Below are 20,114 nucleotides of genomic sequence, written 5' to 3'. Positions count from 1 at the left end.
AAGCATGGGTCGATGTTATGCTCGAGGAGTGGGACACGGGCTCGACGAGCAGGCATCGCCAACCAGCCGACTCGACCTGTCCTCCGCCAAGGCGGTCGCCGCGACACTCCAGGCGCTGGCGGCCCCGAGCCGCCTGATGATCCTCGGCCGGCTCCACCAAGGCCCGGCCACGGTGGGCGAGCTGGCCCAGGCTGTCCAGATGGAGCAGTCGGCGGTCTCGCACCAGCTGCGCCTCCTGCGTCACCTGGGCCTGGTCGACGGTGAGCGCAAGGGCCGCACGATCGTGTACTCGCTGTACGACAACCACGTCGCGGAGCTCCTCGACCAGGCGGTCTACCACGCTGAGCACCTGCGGCTGAGTGCTCCGGACAGGCCGACGTCGCAGCCCGCGCAGGGGGGCTGACCTCCCGGTCCGACGCCTTCCTCTCCCAGGTGCTTTGCGCGGGGCCGCGCGCTGCTGGGCACCACGTCGGCCGCCTCATCCTGCCCGTCCAGCCCGCACCCGAGGGTCACGCTCGATCCACCCGTCGGACGCGAACCGCCAGGCGGCACAGGCGAACCGGACGACGAGCCATGCACACAGGGCGCCCCACAGGGCGACAACGCCTTCCCTCCTGGCCAGGACCAGCCACGCCAGCGGCAGGAAGCCAGCGAGAGCCACGAGGCTCGACCAGGCAAGAAACCCCCCGTCCCCTGCGCCGATCAGCACGTCCTCGATGACGTACAGCACAGCGCCGACGGGCTGGGTTGCAGCCACCACGAGGACCAGGGTCAAGGCGATCTCACGAACCGCGGGATCGCGGGTGAACAGCGGCACGAACGCTGGTCGGAGGACGACGACCAGGAGCGCCAGGCAGACTCCAGAAGCCAACCCCCAGGCGACGGCCCGGTGGCCGATCGCCCGCGGGTGACCGGCTGCTGTGGCCCCCACGGCCTGGGCCACCATCGACTGCGCCGCGATACCGAAGGCTTCCGGGGGGATCGCCAGCAGGAACCACAGGGTGAAGGCGATCTGGTGGGCCGCGAGTCCGCGGTCCCCCTGTGCGGTCGCGACGAAGGCCATGACCACGACCGCGACGCGCATCAGGGCAGTTCGCAACAACAAGGGGACTCCTGTGATCGCCGCGGCCAGGACCCCCTTGGCGGTAGGGCGGGTGCGGGCTCCCCGCCTGCGTGCCTCGCGGAGCACCGCACCGGCCAGGACGGCAGCAGCACCCGTCTGCGCGATGACGGTGCCGAGTGCCGACCCTGCTATGCCCATCCCGGCGGGGTAGACCAGCACGAAGTTCAGCGCGACGTTCGCCGCGAGCGCGGTCACGGTCACGGTCAGGATGGTGTTGACGTGCTGGAGCCCCCGCATCACGCCGGTCGCCGCCAGGACGAGCAGCATCGAGGGCAGGCCGGTCGCGCTGATCTGCAGGTACGTCGTCGCATACGGAGCGGCGCGGGCTGAGGACCCGAAGACCTGGACGAGCTCGGGCGCCATGGGGAGGGCCACGCACGCGAAGGCGCCCCCCATCAGGAGGCCCAGCCACATTCCGTCGATGCCGCCCTCGAGGCCGGCGCGAGGCCGTCCGGCCCCGATGTCCCGTGCGACGACGGTTGTGGTGCCGTAGGCGAGGAAGACGCAGAGCAGCACCACGTTGAGCAGAACCGCGGAAGCCACGCCCAGGCCGGCCATCTGGGCCGTGCCCAGATGGCCGACGGTGGCGCTGTCGACGGCGAGGAACAGGGGTTCGGCGAAGAGGGCGCCCAACGCTGGTGCGGCGAGTGAGAGCAACTGCCTGTCGTGCGGGCCCGCCAGCCGTCGAGGCCACGGGCGAACGCTCATACGCCGCCGCAAGGCCGCCGCAGGGGGGTCACGCGGGCACGCCGGGAACGCCGATGCTGTAGACCTTGCGGATCGTCTCGGTGACGTCCCAGCGACCGGACCACCCCTTCGGCTGGATGATGACGTCGCCGGCGCCCACCTCGTACACCGTGCCGGTCGTGCCGTCGGTCACCCTGGCGCTTCCGCTGAGGATGTAGCAGGTCTCGGTGTCAGTGCGGGGTTCCACGGGCCATCCGCCAGGAGTGCACTGCCAGATGCCCGCGCGCACGTCGACGGGGCCGTCGAGGCGTGCCAGGGAGACCTGGGGGTCGCCGGCGTCCGCCCCCGGCCGCTGCCCCTGCGCGGCCAGCGAACCCTGCACCGTGTCGGCGGGGATGTGGACGTACTTCGCCATGGTTCGGCTCCTGGGGTGTGGGTGCGGGCAGCTCCCGCATGGGTCGCGATCCGCGGTCACGTGGCGGCGTGACGACCGTCCGAACCGGGGCCCGACCCACGGTAGGAAGGCGGCAGGCACATTGTCAACAGGTACGCGGAACCCCACGACGGTCGAGGGCGCGAGCAGGTCGACCTGTTTCGTGTGTGCCGCAAAGCGTGACGTGCCAAGCAATCCAGAGCGAGCCGTGCACGATCAGCGTCATGGCATCCTCGTCCTTCTATTGTTGACAATGATCAGCGACAGCGTATTGTCGACAATCGACACCACGGAGGTCCCGGGGTGGACGAGTTGAGGAGAGCCCGTGCAGTTCGACATCGAGCCCCGATTCGTCACGTTCGACATGAACGGGACGTTGATCCGCTTCCGAATCAACGACGCCATTCGAGCGACGTTGGGCAGTCGACTCCCCGACGAGGTGGCGGACGACTTCCTCCGGGCCTGCAAGGTCTACCGCGTCGATGAGTGCCTGGGGGAGTACCAGTCCTTCCTCGACGTCGTCGGGAGCTCACTCGCCCGTGCCACGCACCGGTTCGGGATCGAGGCGCACGAGGGCGACGCCAAGGCCGTCTACGACCAGATCCCGACGTGGGGCCCCTATCCGGGCGTCACCGACGCCCTCAATCGCCTGGCGGCGTCCTACCCCCTGGTGATCGTCACGAACAGCGACAACGCCCACGCGGCCCAGCTGGTCGACAACCTCCGTGCTCCCTTCGACACCGTGATCACGGCGGAGGAGATGGGCGTCTACAAGCCTCGACTCCGGGCCTTCGAGTACATGCTGGAACGGCTCGGGGCGGCGCCGCACGAGGTCGTCCACGTGTCGGCGAGCCCCACCTACGACCTTCGACCGGCGGCGGCGATGGGGATCACGCACAAGGTCTACATGGATCGCGGCTTCGAGCACGACGAGAACTGGCTGGGCTACGAGCGGATCACCGACATTGCGGACCTGCCCGTGGTCCTTGGGGCCTGACAGGGCCTGAGGGCACGCTCTCTTGAAGGAGAACGCCGTTGGACCGCAGATTCGTCGGCCTGCAGCGAAGCACCACCGGGGAGGGCATCCATGCGGTGCTCCGATCGGCGATCCTCGCGGGCAGGATCCGACAGGGTGAGGCGCTGCGGGAGGTGGACCTCGCCCGGGACCTGGGCACGAGCAGGACCCCGCTGCGCGAAGCCATGAGCAGGCTCGAAGAGGAGGGTCTGCTCACGAGGGTCCCGTTCCGGGGCGCCTTCGTCGTGGAGGTGGGTGAAGCGGAGATCGCTGAGATCGCGTCGATCCGGCTGCTCGTGGAGCCGTATGCCGGTCAGCTTGCCCTCGCAAGGGCGCGGGTGAGCGTCCGGGAGGCGGTGGCGACCGCCCTCGAGGCGCTGAGGTCGGCGACCGCCTCCCAGGACGCGCCGGCCAGCATCGACGCGCACCTGCAGTTCCACCGGTTGTTCTACGCCATGTCCGGACACGGGCTCCTCCAGGAGCTCTGGGACGGCTGGGAGAGCAGGCTCCGTCTCTATCTCTCCGTGGACCACGGCACGTACCCGACCCTGCAGGACGTCGCCGCTGAGCACGAGCCCCTGGCAGAGGCGGTGCTCGAGGACGACGTGGAGGCCTTCGGGTGGGAGCTGGCGCGTCATTTCACGAGCGCGCTCGACACGTAGCGGGGTTCTGCGGGCCACCCGCTCCTCGCCCGGGGGCTCGCACGTCGACGCCCCGCGGCCTTCACGAACGGCCGCGGGGCGTCGACGCCAGTCAGGGGGATCCTGCCCCCAGCTAGTGGAAGGCCGCGGCGCCCGTCGGGATCTCGGTCGTCGCCGGGACGGGCGCCGGGCTCACGTGGACGGTTGCCTCGACCAGCTTGGGGACTCCGGCAACCAGCCGGCGCTCCGCTTCGTGCGCGATGTCGTGGGCCTGGAAGACGTCGAGGGAGCCGGCGATCTCCACGCCGGTCTCCGCGCGCAGGCGGTGGCCCACCCAGCGGACCTTGAGGGAGTCGACGGCCTGCACGCCGGGGACGGAGAGCAGTACGCCCTCGGCCCGGTCGACGAGCTCCGGGTCAACGGCATCCATCAGCCGGCGGCCGATGTCGACGATCGCGCCCTTCAGGACCACGAGAATGGCGACGGTGATGAGCAGTCCGATGATGGGGTCGGCAAGGGGGAATCCCAGCATGACCCCGACGGCCCCGACCGCGACCGCCAAGGAGGTGAATCCGTCGGTTCGGGCGTGCAGGCCGTCGGCGACGAGGGCCGCCGAGCCGATCCGGTTGCCCACGCGGATGCGGTACTGGGCGACGAGCTCGTTGCCGACAAAGCCGAGGAACCCTGCGGCGAGGACGACGCCGACGTTCTCGATGGGGTGCGGATCGATGATGCGCACCACCGACTCGTAGCCGGCCAGGACCGCGGACAGGGTGATCATGAGGACGATGAACACTCCGGCGATGTCCTCGGCGCGGCCGTAGCCATAGGTGAACCGACGGTTGGCCGCCCGGCGGCCCAGGACGAAGGCGATCCAGAGGGGAACCGCGGTGAGGGCGTCCGAGAAGTTGTGGATCGTGTCGGCGAGGAGGGCCACCGAGCCCGTGATGACCACGACGAGTGCCTGCAGGAGGGCCGTGACGCCCAGGGCGACGAGGCTGATCTTCACCGCACGGATGCCCTCGGTGCTGGATTCCAGCGCCTGGTCCACGGAGTCCGCAGAGTCGTGGCTGTGCGGCTTGAAGATGTCGAGGAAGAAGCCCTTGATGCCGCCCGGGTGCTCGTGGTCGTGGTCGTGGTCGCCGTGGCCGTGGCCGTGGCCGTGGCCGTGGTCCCCGTGGTCGTGCTCGGCGTGGGCGTGACCGTGGTCCCCGTGACCGTGGTCCCCGTGACCGTGCTCCCCGTGGTCGTGACCGTGGTCCCCGTGACCGTGCTCCCCGTGGTCGTGACCGTGCTCCGTTGCCGGGTGCGGGTGGGGGTGCGCGTGGCCCGTCTCTGCGGTTGCCCTCCCGTGGGACGGCGGGATCGGCGTGCTCATCATCGGTCTCCTGCTGCTCGTCGGGTGATCGGGTGCGACTGCTGTTGGTGGTGCCTCGGAACGGATGGGCCGAGGTGTTCCGCGTGGTCGAGGACATCCACCACGAGCTGCCGGACATGCTCGTTCTCCAGGCGGTAGTAGACGTGCGTGCCCTGTCGGCGGGTGGCGACGAGACGGGCCAGCCGCAGCTTCGCGAGGTGCTGCGAGACGCCGGTGGACGGCTTCTCGAGGGCTTGGGCGAGGTCGTTGACCGACAGCTCGCGATCGACGAGTGCGAGGAGGAGTCGGAAGCGGGTGCTGTCCGCCAGCATCCGGAAGACCTCCGTGGCGAGATCCACCTCGTCGGGGGTGGGAGATCGCTCACCCGCGAATGTCTGGCTATCTGCGTTCATGCGCAGATAGTTGCACGATCGGTGGACCCGGACAACCCTCGTCCGCCACTCGGTCACAAGCCGGCGCGAATCAGGCGCTCCAGCCAGTCCGCCGCGATGGGGAGGGCGCGCTCATCGATGTCGAACAGCGGGTGGTGGTGTGGGGCAGGGCTCGACGCCCCGACGAGGGCGAAGGTGGCCACGCCCCCGCGCTCCTGCACGTGGGACATGAACAGGGTCATGTCGTCGCTGGCCCGCATGGGCGCGGACGCGAGCGAGGTCTGGACCGCGGCCAAGGTGGACGCTGCCGTCATGAGGTCCTGGACCAGCCGCGCGTCGCACCGCGCCACGGTGGCGGCGCCCATCTGCGTGACGGAGGCGGCGAGGCCGTAGCTTCTTGCCGCGCCGCGGACGATGTCGCCGGCGCGACCGCGAAGCCACTCCAGGACGGTCTCGTCGTCTGCCCGCAGCTCGCAGTCCATCACCGCTCGCTCGGGAACGATGCCTGCGGCGGTGCCTGCGACGAGTCGACCGACATTGACTCGCGTGGTGTGGTCGCCGTGCGGCGGGAGGGTGTGGAGTGCCAGGCTCGCGGATGCCGCCCCGAGCAACGCGTTCCTACCCTGGTGCGGGGCCAGCGCGGCGTGGGCGGCTTCGCCCTCGAACTCGACGCGCAGCTTCTGGGTGGCGAGCAGGCCCTGCGTGCCCGCCGCGACGGTGCCGACAGGCAGGTCGATGCCGAGGTGGAGTCCGAGCATGACGCTCACGTCGTCCACCACTCCGGCTGCGACCATGGCCTGCGCACCTCGTACCCCCTCCTCGCCGGGCTGGAAGACGAGCAGGACTCTGCCGGCGAAGTCGCGGTCCGCGCACAGCCGCCGGCCGAGCTCGATGCCCACGGCCACGTGCCCGTCGTGTCCGCACGCGTGCATGATCCCGGGACGCGTCGAGGCGAACCCCCCACGCGTCGGGGCGTGGGCCGGGCTCGTGCTCTCACCGACAGCGATCGCGTCCATGTCGAAGCGGATCCCGATCGTCGGCCCCGGGCGCCGGCCTCGGACCGTGACGACGACACCCGTGGCGCCCTCGCCGAGGGTGCGCACGAGCTCTTGGGGTACTCCGGAGGCAAGGGCGCGCCGCCGACTGGCCTCGAGCTGATCGGGGTCGGGGAGCCCGGTCACGCAGTCGAGGTCGCACACCGCGGTACCTGCCTGGATGCTGTCGGCTCTGCCTGTCAGCTCCGTCACGACCTTGGCGGCGGTCTCGATCTCGGTGAACGCGAGCTCCGGCCGGGCGTGCAGTGCCCGCCTCAGCGCGACCAGATCCGTCATCGTTCTCCCCAATTGTCGACAGGATGGGCGCAGTCTTGCACGCGCTGTGATGACGACGAAAGAGATTGCGCTTCAACGCAGACGCGTTCGCACTCCGAAAGGGTGATTGACATGCGGGTCCCGGTTGTCGACAATTGTGGCTCTCGATCTTCCCTGGAGGTACGGTGTCGTTCGCAGCTGGGACCGCTCGGCATCGGTGCGTCGGATGACGACGTCTGTGGCGCTCATCCCGGGCGACGGCATCGGGGTGGAGGTGATGGCTGCAGCACGCAGCGTGCTCCGGTCCCTGGAACGCGTGGCGGGTGAACGGTTCGAGTTCACCGAGCTCGACTGGTCGTGCCAGCGCTACCTCGAACGCGGCTCGATGATGCCCGAGGACGGCCTCGAGGTTCTTCGAGGTCACGACGCGATCCTGCTCGGCGCTGTCGGCTGGCCGGGTGTCCCCGACCACGTGTCGCTGTGGGGGCTGCTCATCCCCATCCGGCGCGCCTTCGGCCAGTACGTCAACCTGCGGCCGGTCCGCGCCCTCGACGGCGTGACCGGACCGCTGCGCCCCGACCTCGCCGCCGGCGTCGACCTGCTCATCGTGCGCGAGAACAGTGAGGGCGAGTACAGCGAGGTCGGCGGACGGTTCGGCGCAGGGACCCCTCACGAGCAGGCTGTGCAACAGGCGATCTTCACGAGGACGGGCGTCGAACGCATCGCGCGCTTCGCCGCGCAGGAGGCGATGTCTCGACGCGGACTGGTCACGGCAGCGACGAAGTCCAACGGCATCGTGCACACCATGCCGTTCTGGGACGAGGTGGTCGCAGAGACCCTCTCCGGGCTCCCGGTCCAGCTGCGCCTGGAGCACATCGACGCCTTGGCCGCGAAGCTGGTCATGGTGCCCAGCTCCTTCGACGTGGTGCTGGGCTCGAACCTGTTCGGGGACATCCTCAGCGACCTGGCAGCGGGGGTCTGCGGGAGCATCGGCATCGCGCCGTCCGCCAACCTCGACCCCACTGGTACCAACCCATCCATGTTCGAGCCTGTGCACGGCTCGGCGCCGGACATCGCCGGCCAGGGACTGGCCAACCCCGTGGGCATGCTGTGGTCGGTGGTCATGATGTTGGACCACCTCGGCATGAAGGAGGCGAGCGCGGTGCTCATGGGAGCGGTGGAGTCGTCCCTTCGCGACCCCGCCACGCGCACACCGGACGTCGGTGGGACGGCAAGCACGGGCGAGGTGACCGATGCGGTCGTCGCCGCGCTGGATACGAAAGGAGTCCGCAGGTGACGAGCAGCGTGAACGTGGGGGTCGTGGGGCTGGGAACCATGGGCAGCATGGCGTTGTGGCGCCTCGCTGAACGAGGTGTGCGGGTCCACGGCTACGAACGCTTCGGCGTCGGCCACCACCGTGGGGCCGCAGGAGGCCAGACGCGGCGCTTCTCCACGCTCAGCCAGCGCATCCAGCAGAACACGCCGCTGGCCCTGGAGGCGCTCGAGCTGTGGCGTGAGCTGCGTCGGACCACCGAGCACGAGGTGCTGACTCTCACGGGCGGCCTGATCTTCGGTCCCGAGGACGCCCCCGCCCTGACCAGCGCCATCGAGTCGGCGCGCACCAATGACCTGGCGCACGAGGTGCTGGGGTCCGAGGACCTGAAGGCCAGGTTCCCCCAACACCACGTCCGGATCGGGGATGCGGGCGTCACGGACGAGCTGACCGGCTACATCCGGCCGGAGCTCAGCGTCGTCGCCGCCGTCGAAGCCGCCATGGGTGCAGGGGCAACCGTGTCCCAGTACACGAGGGTTCTGGGCATCGAGGGCCGCGGGAACCATGTCGTCGTCCGGACCGATGAGGGAGAGGCACACCACGACGCGGTCGTGGTGGCGCCTGGCGCCTGGGCGAGCCAGCTGGTCCCCGGTGCCGGCGCGGACGTCGTCCCGCGTCGGCTGGTCCAGGCGTGGTACGTGCCGCAGGACATCGCCCTGTACCGTGCGGAGCGCTTTCCGGTGTTCGAGCGCGTCGGGGACGTGCGCGCCTACGGGTTCCCCACGGTCGACGGCGCCACCGTGAAGCTCGGGTTCTGGACCGGGGAGCACCCGGTCGTGGGCGACGTCGAGGCCGTCGACCACGTGGTCGACGTCGCCAAGGCACTCGAGCTCCGAGAGCAGGTCAGGAGGTTCCTTCCCGGCCTGCACCCGGAGCCGGTCAACCTGTCCATCCACATCGAGGGTTACACCCACGACTCGACACCGCTGGTGGGCCCGGTGCCCGGTCACGACGGGGTGTATGCGGCGTGCGGCTTCTCGGGTTCTGGGTTCAAGTTCGCGCCGGTGATGGGCGACATCGTCGCCGACTACGTCATCGACGGCCGGACGCGCCGCGATGCCGCCTTCATGCTCCCACAGGACGCCAGGACCGCTGTCGCCCCGGCCCGCTGACCCGGCCCGCCGCAGGAGGTGGCGGGCAGCTGACCCGGTGGGCTGCTGGCCTGGTGCGCCGCCGCCGGCTGTGTCGGCCCTGAGGAGCGCTCGACATGACTGACCGGCGGCAGACGCCTACGTCTGCCGCCGGTCAGTCGTGCTGGGACCACGACCCTCACAAGGAGGTGCCGACGAGGCTTCCGATGCCGTAGGTCGCGGCGGCCGCGAAGATGCCGAGCAACAGCTGCCGCACGCCCCCGTAGAACGGGGAGCGCACGGTCAGGCGGGAGACGACGGCCCCGGATGTGAACAGGCCGACCGCGCTCAGGATCGCCGCGACGACGATCGTGCTTGCGCCCAACAGGAACGGGATGAGGGGGATGAGGGCGCCCACCGAGAAGCAGATGAAGGACGCGAGCGCGGCGGTCCAGGGCGACGGGAGGTCGTCCGCGTCCACGCCCATCTCCTCGCGCACGTGGACGCGCAGGGCCACCTCGGGGTCCTTGGCGATCTGGGTGGCGACGGCCTGGGCCAGTTCCGGTTCCACGCCGTACGACTCGTACACCTGGGCCAGCTCTGCTGCTTCCTGGCCGGGGTGGCGGTGCAGCTCCCGCCGCTCCTTCTCGATCTCGGCCATGGTCGCCTCGCTCTGCGACGCCACGGAGATGAACTCGCCGACCGCCATGGAGAGGGCCCCGGCGGACAGGCCGGCGACGCCGGTCAGCACGACCACCTTGGATGGTGCGCCGCCCCCCACGACGCCGGAGATGAGGGCGAAGTTCGAGATGAGGCCGTCCATGGCCCCGAACACACCCGCGCGCAGCCACCCTCCGGTGACGTCGCGGTGGTGGTCGACGTGGTGCGGACGTTCCGCGGCGACAGATGTCATCGAGCTCTCCTGGTGGTGGGCGCCACGGACGTGCGCCGTGGCGATGGTGGTGGAAGGGGCGGTGGAACCCGGGCCCGCGAGCGCGGCGAAGAGATGCCTTTCCCCGAGGGGGGCCGGCGGGGAGGGGCCAGGGACCTCAGGTGCGCAGTCCCGGAGCGGCCACGTACTTGAGCTGCTGGTACTCGGTGATCCCCTCGGGTCCGCCTTCACGGCCGAGACCCGACTGCTTGATGCCACCGAACGGCGCGGCGACGTCCGAGACCAGACCGCGGTTGATGCCGACCATGCCGCTCTGCAGCAGGCCGGTCACCCGGCTCGCGCGCGTCAGGTCCTGCGTGAACAGGTAGGAGACGAGGCCGTGCTCCGTGTCGTTGGCCAGGGCGACGGCTTCATCTTCGGTCCGGAACCGGGTGATCGCCGCGACGGGGGCGAACACCTCCTCGTGCGTGATGGCAGCGTCAGGGGGCACCAGGTCGAGGACGACGGGAGCGAAGTAGCTGCCCCGGGAGGCCACCTGGGGCTCAGGCATCTGCGCCTGCGCGACGAGCGTGGCGCCCCGGGCCAGTGCGTCATCCCGGAGCCTGGTCGCCTTGTCGACGGCCCGGTCGTCCACCAGAGGGCCCAAGCCCACGCCGTCGGCGTCGCCGGGTCCGAGCCGGTATGCCGCCAGGCGCTCGCCGAGCGCGGTGGCGAACCGCCCAGCGATGCCGTCCTGGACGAGGAAGCGGTTTGCCGCGACGCAGGACTGTCCCCCCAGGCGCATCTTGGCGATGACCGCCTGCTCCACCGCGACCTCGAGGTCCGCGTCGTCGAAGACGATGAAGGGGGCGTTGCCTCCCAGCTCCATCGAGGTCCGCAGCACGCGCGCCCCCGCGTGGGACAGCAATGTCCGGCCCACGGCTGTGGAGCCCGTGAAGGAGACCTTGCGCAGCCGCTCGTCAGCCATGACCTGGGCGCACAACGGCCCTGCCGACACCGTGGTGACGAGGGTGAGCGCCCCGGGAGGCGCACCCGCGTCCAGCACGAGCTGGGCGAAGGCGATGGAGGACAGGGGAGTGAGCTCGGACGGCTTCAACACGGCCGTGCACCCCGCGGCCAGGGCGGGCGCGGCCTTGCGCGTGGCCATGGCGAGGGGGACGTTCCAGGGTGTGATCAGCAGGCACGGCCCGACGGGCTCGGCGACGGTGAGGATCTGGTACTCGCCGTTGGGGGCGGTGGTGGAGCGACCAGCCGGGCGCACGGCCTCCTCGGCGTACCAGCGCACGTAGTCCGCGGCGTAGTCGACCTCGCCGCGCGCCTCGGTCAGCGTCTTGCCGACCTCCAGGGTGATCAGCCCTGCGAGGTGTTCACGACGCTCGTGCATGAGCGAGTAGACGCGGTGCAGGACGTCGGCCCGGTGTCGAGGAGATGTCCTCGTCCAGGAGGGCGCGACCGCGCAGGCCGCGTCGAGGGCCGTCATCGCGTCCTGTGGGTCGCAGTCGGCGACCTGCGCGACGACCTCGCCCGTGGCCGGGTCCGTGACGCCGAAGGTCCGACCCTCCGCCGGTTGCTGCCACGTCGCTGCGAGGAACCCCGTGGGGAGACTCCCCACGAGACGCGGCGACACCCTAGGACGTTCGCTCAGCTCGGTCATGTCAGGCACTCCTCTCGAGCTCGGCCAGGCGGTTCGTGACCGCCCCCAGTGCGTCGCGCAGCTCCTGCTCGGTCACCACGAACGGCGGCGACACGTGCAGGGTGTTGTCGGTGATCAGTCGGGTGAGGACGCCGTCGTCCCGGACTGCGCGGACGAGTGCGTCCCCGTCGACGGTCGGGTCCAGCTGGATCCCGGCCATCAGGCCGACGGATCGCGCGTCCTTGACCAAGGGGGACGTGGCCACGCCCGCCACCGCGTCCGCGAGGACCGGCTCGAGCTGCTCGACCCGCTCCACCAGGTGCTCCTCCTCGATGATGTCGAGGTTGGCCATCGCCACCGCGCAGGCCGTCGCGTGACCGGAGTAGGTGAGTCCGTGGCGGAACGTCGGCGCATCGGCTCCCACGAAGAACGGCTCTGCGAGCCGGGGGGCGAAGGCGACCGCCCCGAGGGGGAGATACCCCGACGTGATGCCCTTGGCCATGGTGATGATGTCGGGCTCGATGCCCCACCGCTCGCACGCGAACCACGAGCCGGTGCGCCCGAAGCCGGTGATCACCTCGTCGGCCACCAACAGGATGCCGTGGCGGGCGGTCAGCTCCCGCAGCCCGCGGAGGTAGCCGGGCGGGGGCGGGAACACCCCGCCCGTACCGATGACCGGTTCCACGACGACGGCGGCGACGTTCTCCGGACCGATCTCGTCGATCAGGTCCGCGGTCCTCTGCAGGTCGTCGCGAGGCAGGCGTCGGGTGTCGGGGACGAGGGACTCGGTGCCGTAGCCCTCACGGTTGAAGTCCAGGCCGGCGATGCTCGTGCCGTAGCCGTGCAGGCCGTGGTACCCGCCGTCCCTGCTCAGGATGACCTTCCGGTCGGGCTCGCCCACCGCCTGCCAGTAGCGGCGGGCGAGCTTACAGGCCGTGTCGATGGAGTCCGAGCCGCCGGAGGTGAAGAAGATCGTGGCGTCCTGGATGGGCACCATGTCCGACAGGCGGTCCGCGAGCTCCAGTGCGGGGCGGTTCGCGTGTGCCCCGAACAGGTGGTAGGTCTCCAGGGTGGACAGCTGACGAGCCGCCACCTCGGCCAGCCGACGGCGGCCGTGCCCAACGTTGGCGTGCCAGAGACCTGCAGGCAGGTCGAGCAGGCGCTGCCCGTCCTCGGTGGTGACCCACGCACCCTCACCGGAGGTGATCACGAGCCGGCGCTCCACGGCGCTGGGCATGGACGTCTGCGGGTGCCACAGGGTGCCGATGGGCTTCACTTTCGTGCTCCTCTGCTTGGGGAGGGGACGGCGACGTCGGCGTGAGCCGGCGGGCGGATCAGGACGCGGTGGCGAACTCGTCGACGGCCTCGGCGTGGATGTGCAGCATCCGGGCAAGCAGGCCGTTCCCACGCGTGAACTTCAGCGGCAGGGGAGCGCCCTCGGCGACGGCCTTGGCCGTCCCGTCGTAGAACGCGGTGCCCTGGTCGGGGCTCTTGTCGGACTTGTCGTCCGGGTAGAGCGGGTTCACCGTGTTCTCGATCTTGGGCCACAGTGCGCGCGCGGCCTCGGTCGACTCGAAGTCGAGGGCCAGGACCAGGGTGTTGTCGAACAGCTCACCTGCGGACTCCCTGAGCACCGCACCTCCGAGGTAGCCGGGGTGCCCGTCGAGCTCGCGCAGCCAGTCGCTGAGGTAGGCGCGGGCCTCGTCGCCCTTCTCCGGGTCGGCGACGAAGATGAAGAGGTCACGGCGCTTGGTCATGGTGTGCGTCCTTTGCTTGTTCTCGTTGGGTTTGCCGGCAGGTCGAAGGGGTGGTGAGACAGGGGCCGGAGCCCTCAGGGTGCTGCGACTGGGGAGCTGTCGAACTCGTAGAACATCGCGTTCGAGACCCCCTCGGTGTCGTCCTCGACGAGGACGGCACCCGTCGACGTCCAGAAGGCGACGGCCCCGGGCGAGTGGAGGTAGGTGTGCAGGACGATGCGGTCGTAGTGCCCCTCCGACCGCGCCCGGTCCAGGATCGCGCCCACCAGCGCTCGAGCGATCCCGCGACGCCGTTCCTCGCGCAGGACATACACCCGCACGACCTGTCCGGTCCGTCGGTCGCGGTAGCGGTCCACGAGGTGCTGCGGGCTCCGCCCTTCCTTGAGCTCGCCTCCGCGGATGCCGCCGGTCGCGATCACGCGCCCCGTGGCGTCGTCCCGGACGACCAGCATGAAGGGCCCCTGCGGCTTCGAGTACCAACCCTCGAGGTCGTCGATGTCCGCGTGCACCACCGGGTCGTAGTCGGACCCGAAGTCCTCGGCGATCGACCGGAACATGACCTCGCGTGCCTGCTCCACGTCCTCCGGGCGCAGCTCGGTGACCTGGTAACCGACGCTCGTCTGCTGGCTCATCGACAGTCCCCTCTTGGCGGTGCCCGGCATGGGGCGCTGGGTCGCTCGTGCAGGGGGACCGTATGACACCAACCGCACAGGGGTCAACACATTGTCGACAATTGTTCGTCAGGCGAGCCTGGCGGTTCGGCAGACAGGCGCCGGGGTCTGGTCGCGGGAAGAGCGTGGGCAGCAAGCGAGGTCAATCCGTGCTCACTTTAAGTGAGGGAAGGCTTACCTCGGCCGCTGTGCCGAGGCCAGCCGGCACCCACGGACCGTGGTCGGGGCAGGCGGCCGCCAGGCGCTCTTGTCGTCAAGAAAATGTGATGGGAGAAATTGTTGACAATGACGGGGACCGCTGTCAGCCTGAACGGCAGCCCTGGTCGGCCGTGGAGCCGAACCCCCGTGAACAAGGCGGTCCCGAAATGCGAAGCAACAAGACAGTCCTCGTCGGCGCTGGCCCCCTCCTCCTGGCCGTCGGCCTGAGTGCGTGTTCGTTCTCGGGGGGCGCTGGTTCCAGCGCCTCGGCCGCGGACGGGCACGGACTCAACATCAGCATGCAGTTCAGCCCGCGGGCCAACTTCGCCCTCGAGACGGACGATGCATTCGTCCTCAGCCAGGTCGGGTGCCTGGAGACGCTGGTTCGCTACGACAGCCAGGCGGGCAAGCTGGAGCCGTCCTTGGCGACGGAGTGGAAGCAGACCTCGCCCCAGCAGTGGGACTTCACCCTCCGGCCTGGAGTCACCTTCCAGAACGGCACCAAGCTCACCGCGCAGGTGGTCGTCGACGACCTCACCCGCGCGCTCAAGGTCGAGACCCCCGCGAAGGCGTTCAAGCCGGCTTTCATCTCCTCCGTGACGGCACCCGACGACAAGACGGTCCGCATCACGACCCCCAGCCCGAGCCCCCTCATCCCAGCCCGCTTGTCGAGTGTGAACACCGGGATCCTCGCCCCCGAGGCGTTCAAGGGCACTGGGGTCAACCCCATCGGCATGTGCACAGGCCCGTTCAAGCCCACCTCGTACACCCCCGGACAGACCATGTCGCTGGTCCGCAACGACAGCTACTGGGGCCCCAAGGCCGCGATTTCCTCGGTGACCGCCAAGTTCGTCCCTGACGGCGCCACGCGGGCCACGCAGGTCCGCACGGGTGAGTCCGACATCGCCATGGGCATCCCCGCCGCCAGCCTGACGGACCTGACGGCCGACAAGAGCGTGGTGGTGAGCAAGGCGGAGTCCACCCGGACGAACGCGTTGTACTTCAACGTGTCCAAGGCGCCCTTCAACAACAAGGCACTGCGTCAGGCCATCCAGTCCGCGATCGACACGTCGAGCATCGCCTCCCAGGTCTACGACGGGACAGCCCAGCCGGCGATCGGTCCCTTCTCGGCCAACCAGCCCTGGTCGCCCAAGGGAGACCCGGTGAAGCAGGACCTCGCGAAGGCGAAGTCCCTCCTGGCCGCGTCGGGGGTGGACCCCAAGAAGCGCACCTTCACGCTGCTCGCCTACACGGACCAGCCGGAGTTCGCCGACCTCGCGACCGTCATCCAGTCCGACCTGGCGAAGATCGGCATCACCGTGAAGGTGAAGTCCACGAGCTACGCCGCCATCGAGCCCGATCTTCTTTCCGGCAACTACGACATGAGCCTGCTGTCGCGGAACTACACCATCGACATCCCGGACCCGATCGGTGCCCTCACGGCCGACTACACCTGCAAGGGGACCTACAACATCAGCCACTACTGCGACGCGCAGGTCGACCAGGAACTGGCAGGCGCCGCGACCATGGACAAGGCGGAGAGCCGGTATGCCGTCTACGCCAAGGTCGCGCAGAAGCTGCAGGACGACGCCGTGACGGTCTACCTCGTGCACCCGCAGACGATCACGGCGACCCGCAGCACCGTGAAGAACTTCCAGAACGACCCCCTCTCACGGGTGGCCATCACCTCGGCCCTTGCCCTGGGCAAGTGACCGTCTGACGCACCCGCTCGACCAAGGAGAGCATTCGCATGGACCTCAACGGATTCGAACCGAAGTACATCACCTTCGACTGCTACGGCACGTTGACCAACTACCAGATGGAGGCGGCCGTCCGCCCCCTCGTCGCCGACGTCGTGCCCGAGGAGCACACCGCGGTCTTCCTCAAGGACTTCAGGGCGTACCGCATCGACGAGGTGCTGGGTGCCTACAAGCCCTACCGGCAGGTCCTTCGGGACTCCTGGCAGCGTGCCTGCAACCGTTGGCGCCTGCAGTACCGGTCGAGCGACGTCGACGCCATCGTCGAGGCCGTTGGCTCGTGGGGCCCGCACGATGACGTCCCGGAACCGTTGGCCCGGCTCGCGGAGAAGTACCCGCTGGTGATCCTCTCGAACGCCGACGACGCGATGCTGGAGGGGAACGTGGAGAAGCTCGGAGTCGACTTCCACCGCGTGTTCACGGCGGAGCAGGCCCGTGCGTACAAGCCGCGGTACGCGGCCTTCGAGTACATGCTCGACCAGCTCGGGTGTGGAAGGGACGAGATCCTCCACGTCTCCTCGCACATCTGGTACGACATCATCCCCTGCAACGAGCTGCGCATCGAGCACAAGGTCTACGTGAACCGCGGCTACGACCCCTCGACCCCGTACTACGGCTACGCGGAGACAGAGGACCTGGCGGGCGTCCCGAAGCTGCTGGGACTGTAGGCGAAGGAAGTAGGGACTCATGAAGCTGCGCTCGTACTGGCTCGACACCGCTGAGCCCGCCGGCGACTTCCGCCGCCGGGAGCTGCCCTCCAGGGCAGACGTGGCGGTGATTGGGGCCGGCCTCACCGGTCTGTCGACCGCACTGCACCTGGCCCGGTCGGGAGCCGAGGTGGTGCTGCTCGAGGCGAACACGGTCGGATGGGGCGCGTCCGGGCGCAACGGCGGCATGGCCACCACTGGTCTGGCGATCTCCTACCCCAAGGCCGTGAAGCGTTACGGCCATCGGGAAGCCGCCCGCATGTTCACGGCATACAACGACGCCATCGACACCGTCGAGAAGGTGGTCCAGGACGAGGGGATCGACTGCGACTTCGCCCGCACCGGCAAGCTGACCCTCGCGTGCAAGCCGTCGCACTACGAGCACTTCGAGACCTCGGCCAGACTCCTGCACCAGGACCTGGGCCACGCGGTGGAGCTCGTCCCGCGCTCGGCGATCCGCAGCGAGATCGGCAGCGACCACTACCACGGCGCCATGGTGGACCCGATGGCTGCCGGGGCCCACGTCGGCAAGCTCTGCGCAGGCCTGGCCCGGGCGGGCGACGCGAGGGGTGTGTCGATCCACGAGAGCTGCGAGGTGAGCGAGCTGCGTCGGATAGGCGGCCGGGTCCATGACGTGCAGACCTCCCAGGGCGTCGTGCGGGCCGACCAGGTGGTCGTCGCCACGAGCGGGTACACCGGTTCGGTGACTCCATGGCTGCGGCGACGGGTCGTGCCGATCGGCAGCTTCATCATCGTCACCGAGCCGCTGAGCCAGGAGGTGGTGGACGAGCTCCTCCCGCACCGTCGCATGGCGTCCGACAGCAACAACCTCCTCTACTACTTCCGCATCACGCCGGACAACCGCCTGCTCTTCGGCGGTCGTGCCCGCTTCGCCATGTCAAGCCAGGAGTCCGACGTCAAGAGCGGTCGGATCCTGCAGCGGGGCATGACCAAGGTCTTTCCCCAGCTGCGGGGCACCCGCATCGACTACTGCTGGGGCGGCCTCGTGGACATGACCCTCGACCAGATGGTGCATGCCGGCGAACGTGACGGGGTCCTGTACTCCGTGGGGTACAGCGGTCATGGTGTGCAGATGGCTACGCACATGGGGAAGGTCCTCGCCGAGATGGTCGCCGGAGACTCGTCCTCGAACACCTGGCGCAACCTGTCGTTCCCGGCGGTGCCGGGTCACTTCGGGCCGCCCTGGTTCCTGCCGCCTGCCGGCGCCTACTACAAGGTGCTCGACGCTGTGAAGTGACCTCAGCCCGCTGCCCCACGACCGCTTGAGGAGAGAACCGTGTTCTTCTTCCTGAGACGCCTCGGCGTCCTGCTCGCGACCCTGGTGACGGTGTCGTTCCTGGTCTTCCTGCTTCCCTACGTGACGCCCGGGGACCCCACGCGCAAGATCCTCAGGGCGCGGACGGGCGACCCGAACCTCGACCCGGCCGCCGTCGATGCCGCGCGGATCAAGTACGGCCTGGACAAGCCGGTGCTGGCCCAGTACTGGACGTGGCTCGACAACGTCCTCCACGGCAACCTCGGTCTCTCCTACATCAGTCGCACCGAGGTGGTGCAGATGGTCGGCAGCGCCCTGGCGGTGACGGCCAGCCTTGCGGCGGTGGCACTGCTCATCGCGCTGCTGGTCGCGCTGCCACTGGGGTCCTTGGCGGCAGTCAAGCGGGGAACCGTCACCGACCGCGCCATCACCACCGTCACGCAGGGATTCGTGGCGATCCCCGAGTACTGGATGGCGCCGGTGCTCGTCCTGGTCTTCGCGCTCAACCTGGCGGTGCTGCCCTCGGCCGGTTGGACGAACCCTGCCTCGATGGTCCTGCCCTGCGCGACCCTGGCGCTGCGGCCGTTGAGCTACTTCACGCAGGTCACCCGCGCGTCGATGGTTGACGTGCTCGAGTCACCCCACATCACAGCGGCACGGAGCCGGGGCCTCAGCTTCGCCCAGTCCATGGTGAGGCACGGGCTCCGGAACGCCGTGCTGCCGGTCGTGACTCTCTTCTCGGTGTGGCTGGCTGGTCTGCTCGGCGGGTCCGTGGTCGTCGAGGTCATCTTCGCCGTTCCCGGTATGGGGCGGCTGCTCTACGAGTCCGTGACCAACGGCGACATCCCGGTCATCCAGGCGGCCATCGTCTGCATCGTGGGGCTGACAGTGCTGATCACCACCCTCACCGACGTGCTCTACGCGCTCATCAACCCGACGGTGAGGTCCTCGCATGTCGCTCGTTGACAACCCTGCCTCCCCGGCCCTGGACGGCACCCATGACGTGGTCCCCATGGGAGGCGGTGCGATGTCGAGGGGGTGGCGCCAGGTCGGCACCTGGCCATGGAGCCTGCGGGTCGGACTCGTCGGCCTGGGGCTCGTGGTCGTGGTCCTGCTGCTGACGCCGTGGATCGCTCCCCACGACCCCGCGGCCCAGGACCTGGCGCGTCGGTTGCAGCCGCCGAGTGCCCGGAACTGGCTCGGCACCGACCAGCTGGGCCGTGACGTGCTGAGCCGCATCATGTGGGGAGGGCGGTTCTCGGTCTCGATAGCCGCTGTCACGCTCGTCATCTCCGCCGTCCTCGGCACGCTTCTGGGAATCGTCTGCGCCCGGGTCAGGGGAGCGTTCGACGAGTTCGTGATGCGGGTGTCAGACGTCCTGCTCGCCTTCCCCGAGATGATCGTCGCCATGTTCCTGGTGGCGATCCTGAGCCCGGGCTACGGCACGCTGGTCATCGCGTTGGTCGTGGGGGGCTGGACACCCTTCGCCCGGCTCGCGCGCGGGCTTGCGCTCGAGATCAGCTCTCGCGACTTCATCGAGGCGGCCGAGAGCCTGGGCTTCTCCCGGCGGTTCATCGTGCTGCGGCACGTGCTGCCCAACGCCTCGGGTCCCTTGCTGGCGCACGCCTCGCTCAGGTTCGGGCACATGCTCATCACCGTGGGCGCCCTGTCCTTCCTCGGCCTGGGAGTGCAACCGCCGGCGGCGGACTGGGGATCCATGCTCGCAGCCGGGCTCCCCTACATGAGCCGATCGGCGGGACCGGTCGTCTTCCCGGGACTGGCCATCTTCCTGACGGCCCTCTCGGTGACCCTGATCGGCCAGGGGATCGACGTGCGACGACGGCGGCAGGAATGAGGCCATC

General features: G+C 69.4%; 20 protein-coding genes. 10 read left to right on the top strand and 10 right to left on the bottom strand.

The genetic code is table 11. The features are described from left to right. Window positions 1-28: 28 nt before the first annotated feature. The gene (locus RKE38_RS05365) at window positions 29-403 is read left to right on the top strand and encodes a metalloregulator ArsR/SmtB family transcription factor (RefSeq protein WP_316006413.1); all 375 of its coding nucleotides are present in this window, start codon (window positions 29-31) and stop codon (window positions 401-403) included. 75 nt (window positions 404-478) lie between these two features. On the opposite strand, the gene RKE38_RS05360 is transcribed toward RKE38_RS05365, so the two are convergent. Further along, complete coding sequence (locus RKE38_RS05360) at window positions 479-1,780, bottom strand: MATE family efflux transporter (RefSeq protein ID WP_316006412.1); 1,302 nt, start codon at window positions 1,778-1,780, stop codon at window positions 479-481. 79 nt (window positions 1,781-1,859) lie between these two features. After that, the gene (locus tag RKE38_RS05355; protein WP_316006411.1) at window positions 1,860-2,225 is read right to left on the bottom strand and encodes a cupin domain-containing protein; all 366 of its coding nucleotides are present in this window, start codon (window positions 2,223-2,225) and stop codon (window positions 1,860-1,862) included. Between the two features lie 343 nt (window positions 2,226-2,568). Between RKE38_RS05355 and RKE38_RS05350 the strand changes: the two genes are divergently transcribed. Both RKE38_RS05350 and RKE38_RS05345 read left to right on the top strand, forming a co-directional pair. Continuing rightward, a complete protein-coding gene (locus RKE38_RS05350; RefSeq protein WP_316006410.1) occupies window positions 2,569-3,240 on the top strand; it encodes a haloacid dehalogenase type II in 672 nt (223 codons plus the stop codon). Between the two features lie 38 nt (window positions 3,241-3,278). Then, a complete protein-coding gene (locus tag RKE38_RS05345) occupies window positions 3,279-3,920 on the top strand; it encodes a GntR family transcriptional regulator (RefSeq protein WP_316006409.1) in 642 nt (213 codons plus the stop codon). A 112-nt stretch (window positions 3,921-4,032) separates the two neighbouring features. Here the strand turns inward: RKE38_RS05345 and RKE38_RS05340 are convergent, their stop codons facing one another. Genes RKE38_RS05340 through RKE38_RS05330 form a run of 3 tightly spaced genes read right to left on the bottom strand, consistent with a single transcriptional unit; the run spans window position 4,033 to window position 6,979 of the window. Next, window positions 4,033-5,277 carry a cation diffusion facilitator family transporter gene (locus RKE38_RS05340; protein WP_316006408.1) on the bottom strand — a complete coding sequence of 415 codons (1,245 nt, stop codon included), beginning with the start codon at window positions 5,275-5,277 and terminating at the stop codon, window positions 4,033-4,035. Next, window positions 5,277-5,669: a metalloregulator ArsR/SmtB family transcription factor gene (locus tag RKE38_RS05335; RefSeq protein WP_316006407.1), complete on the bottom strand. Its 393-nt coding sequence runs from the start codon at window positions 5,667-5,669 to the stop codon at window positions 5,277-5,279. Before RKE38_RS05335 ends, RKE38_RS05340 begins: the two co-directional genes overlap by 1 nt. Before the next feature lie 53 nt (window positions 5,670-5,722). Further along, window positions 5,723-6,979 carry an amidohydrolase gene (locus RKE38_RS05330; protein ID WP_316006406.1) on the bottom strand — a complete coding sequence of 419 codons (1,257 nt, stop codon included), beginning with the start codon at window positions 6,977-6,979 and terminating at the stop codon, window positions 5,723-5,725. A 205-nt stretch (window positions 6,980-7,184) separates the two neighbouring features. Here RKE38_RS05330 and RKE38_RS05325 point away from each other — a divergent pair, with 205 nt between their 5' ends. Both RKE38_RS05325 and solA read left to right on the top strand, forming a co-directional pair. After that, window positions 7,185-8,255, top strand: coding sequence for a tartrate dehydrogenase (locus RKE38_RS05325; RefSeq protein WP_316006405.1), 1,071 nt, complete (start codon window positions 7,185-7,187; stop codon window positions 8,253-8,255). Beyond that, complete coding sequence (gene solA, locus RKE38_RS05320) at window positions 8,252-9,403, top strand: N-methyl-L-tryptophan oxidase (protein ID WP_316006404.1); 1,152 nt, start codon at window positions 8,252-8,254, stop codon at window positions 9,401-9,403. Before RKE38_RS05325 ends, solA begins: the two co-directional genes overlap by 4 nt. Before the next feature lie 157 nt (window positions 9,404-9,560). On the opposite strand, the gene RKE38_RS05315 is transcribed toward solA, so the two are convergent. From RKE38_RS05315 to RKE38_RS05295, 5 genes are all read right to left on the bottom strand, one after another. Further along, a complete protein-coding gene (locus tag RKE38_RS05315) occupies window positions 9,561-10,274 on the bottom strand; it encodes a VIT1/CCC1 transporter family protein (RefSeq protein ID WP_316006403.1) in 714 nt (237 codons plus the stop codon). 136 nt (window positions 10,275-10,410) lie between these two features. Then, window positions 10,411-11,907, bottom strand: a complete 1,497-nt coding sequence (locus RKE38_RS05310; RefSeq protein ID WP_316006402.1) for an NAD-dependent succinate-semialdehyde dehydrogenase — start codon at window positions 11,905-11,907, stop codon at window positions 10,411-10,413. 1 nt (window position 11,908) lies between these two features. Continuing rightward, window positions 11,909-13,162: an aspartate aminotransferase family protein gene (locus RKE38_RS05305; protein WP_316006401.1), complete on the bottom strand. Its 1,254-nt coding sequence runs from the start codon at window positions 13,160-13,162 to the stop codon at window positions 11,909-11,911. Between the two features lie 58 nt (window positions 13,163-13,220). Then, on the bottom strand, window positions 13,221-13,643 hold the full coding sequence (locus RKE38_RS05300) for a hypothetical protein (protein ID WP_316006400.1): 423 nt from the start codon (window positions 13,641-13,643) through the stop codon (window positions 13,221-13,223). A gap of 74 nt (window positions 13,644-13,717) precedes the next feature. Continuing rightward, window positions 13,718-14,275 (bottom strand): GNAT family N-acetyltransferase, encoded by a 558-nt coding sequence (locus RKE38_RS05295; RefSeq protein WP_316006399.1) that lies wholly within the window; start codon window positions 14,273-14,275, stop codon window positions 13,718-13,720. A gap of 536 nt (window positions 14,276-14,811) precedes the next feature. Here RKE38_RS05295 and RKE38_RS05290 point away from each other — a divergent pair. Genes RKE38_RS05290 through RKE38_RS05270 form a run of 5 tightly spaced genes read left to right on the top strand, consistent with a single transcriptional unit; the run spans window position 14,812 to window position 20,107 of the window. Further along, window positions 14,812-16,224 carry an ABC transporter substrate-binding protein gene (locus tag RKE38_RS05290; protein WP_316006398.1) on the top strand — a complete coding sequence of 471 codons (1,413 nt, stop codon included), beginning with the start codon at window positions 14,812-14,814 and terminating at the stop codon, window positions 16,222-16,224. 38 nt (window positions 16,225-16,262) lie between these two features. Next, on the top strand, window positions 16,263-16,937 hold the full coding sequence (locus tag RKE38_RS05285) for a haloacid dehalogenase type II (RefSeq protein WP_316006397.1): 675 nt from the start codon (window positions 16,263-16,265) through the stop codon (window positions 16,935-16,937). Window positions 16,938-16,956: 19 nt separating this feature from the next. Further along, entirely contained in the window at window positions 16,957-18,234 is a 1,278-nt protein-coding gene (locus RKE38_RS05280) for an FAD-binding oxidoreductase (protein WP_316006396.1), read from the top strand. 39 nt (window positions 18,235-18,273) lie between these two features. Next, window positions 18,274-19,218, top strand: coding sequence for an ABC transporter permease (locus RKE38_RS05275; RefSeq protein WP_316006395.1), 945 nt, complete (start codon window positions 18,274-18,276; stop codon window positions 19,216-19,218). Next, window positions 19,205-20,107, top strand: a complete 903-nt coding sequence (locus RKE38_RS05270; protein ID WP_316006394.1) for an ABC transporter permease — start codon at window positions 19,205-19,207, stop codon at window positions 20,105-20,107. Before RKE38_RS05275 ends, RKE38_RS05270 begins: the two co-directional genes overlap by 14 nt. The last annotated feature ends 7 nt before the right edge of the window (window positions 20,108-20,114 follow it).

The organism is Phycicoccus sp. M110.8, assembly GCF_032464895.1.
GTDB lineage: Bacteria > Actinomycetota > Actinomycetes > Actinomycetales > Dermatophilaceae > Pedococcus.
This window is presented reverse-complemented; position numbering and strand designations above follow the sequence as displayed.

What these genes read in the sequence shown, in the direction of transcription:
- RKE38_RS05355 (WP_316006411.1), bottom strand. Translation starts at nt 2,225, where the DNA reads ATGGCGAAGTACGTCCACATCCCCGCCGACACGGTGCAGGGTTCGCTG.
- RKE38_RS05340 (WP_316006408.1), bottom strand. Translation starts at nt 5,277, where the DNA reads ATGAGCACGCCGATCCCGCCGTCCCACGGGAGGGCAACCGCAGAGACG.
- RKE38_RS05335 (WP_316006407.1), bottom strand. Translation starts at nt 5,669, where the DNA reads ATGAACGCAGATAGCCAGACATTCGCGGGTGAGCGATCTCCCACCCCC.
- RKE38_RS05330 (WP_316006406.1), bottom strand. Translation starts at nt 6,979, where the DNA reads ATGACGGATCTGGTCGCGCTGAGGCGGGCACTGCACGCCCGGCCGGAG.
- RKE38_RS05325 (WP_316006405.1), top strand. Translation starts at nt 7,185, where the DNA reads ATGACGACGTCTGTGGCGCTCATCCCGGGCGACGGCATCGGGGTGGAG.
- RKE38_RS05315 (WP_316006403.1), bottom strand. Translation starts at nt 10,274, where the DNA reads ATGACATCTGTCGCCGCGGAACGTCCGCACCACGTCGACCACCACCGC.
- RKE38_RS05310 (WP_316006402.1), bottom strand. Translation starts at nt 11,907, where the DNA reads ATGACCGAGCTGAGCGAACGTCCTAGGGTGTCGCCGCGTCTCGTGGGG.
- RKE38_RS05300 (WP_316006400.1), bottom strand. Translation starts at nt 13,643, where the DNA reads ATGACCAAGCGCCGTGACCTCTTCATCTTCGTCGCCGACCCGGAGAAG.
- RKE38_RS05295 (WP_316006399.1), bottom strand. Translation starts at nt 14,275, where the DNA reads ATGAGCCAGCAGACGAGCGTCGGTTACCAGGTCACCGAGCTGCGCCCG.
- RKE38_RS05290 (WP_316006398.1), top strand. Translation starts at nt 14,812, where the DNA reads ATGCAGTTCAGCCCGCGGGCCAACTTCGCCCTCGAGACGGACGATGCA.
- RKE38_RS05285 (WP_316006397.1), top strand. Translation starts at nt 16,263, where the DNA reads ATGGACCTCAACGGATTCGAACCGAAGTACATCACCTTCGACTGCTAC.
- RKE38_RS05280 (WP_316006396.1), top strand. Translation starts at nt 16,957, where the DNA reads ATGAAGCTGCGCTCGTACTGGCTCGACACCGCTGAGCCCGCCGGCGAC.
- RKE38_RS05270 (WP_316006394.1), top strand. Translation starts at nt 19,205, where the DNA reads ATGTCGCTCGTTGACAACCCTGCCTCCCCGGCCCTGGACGGCACCCAT.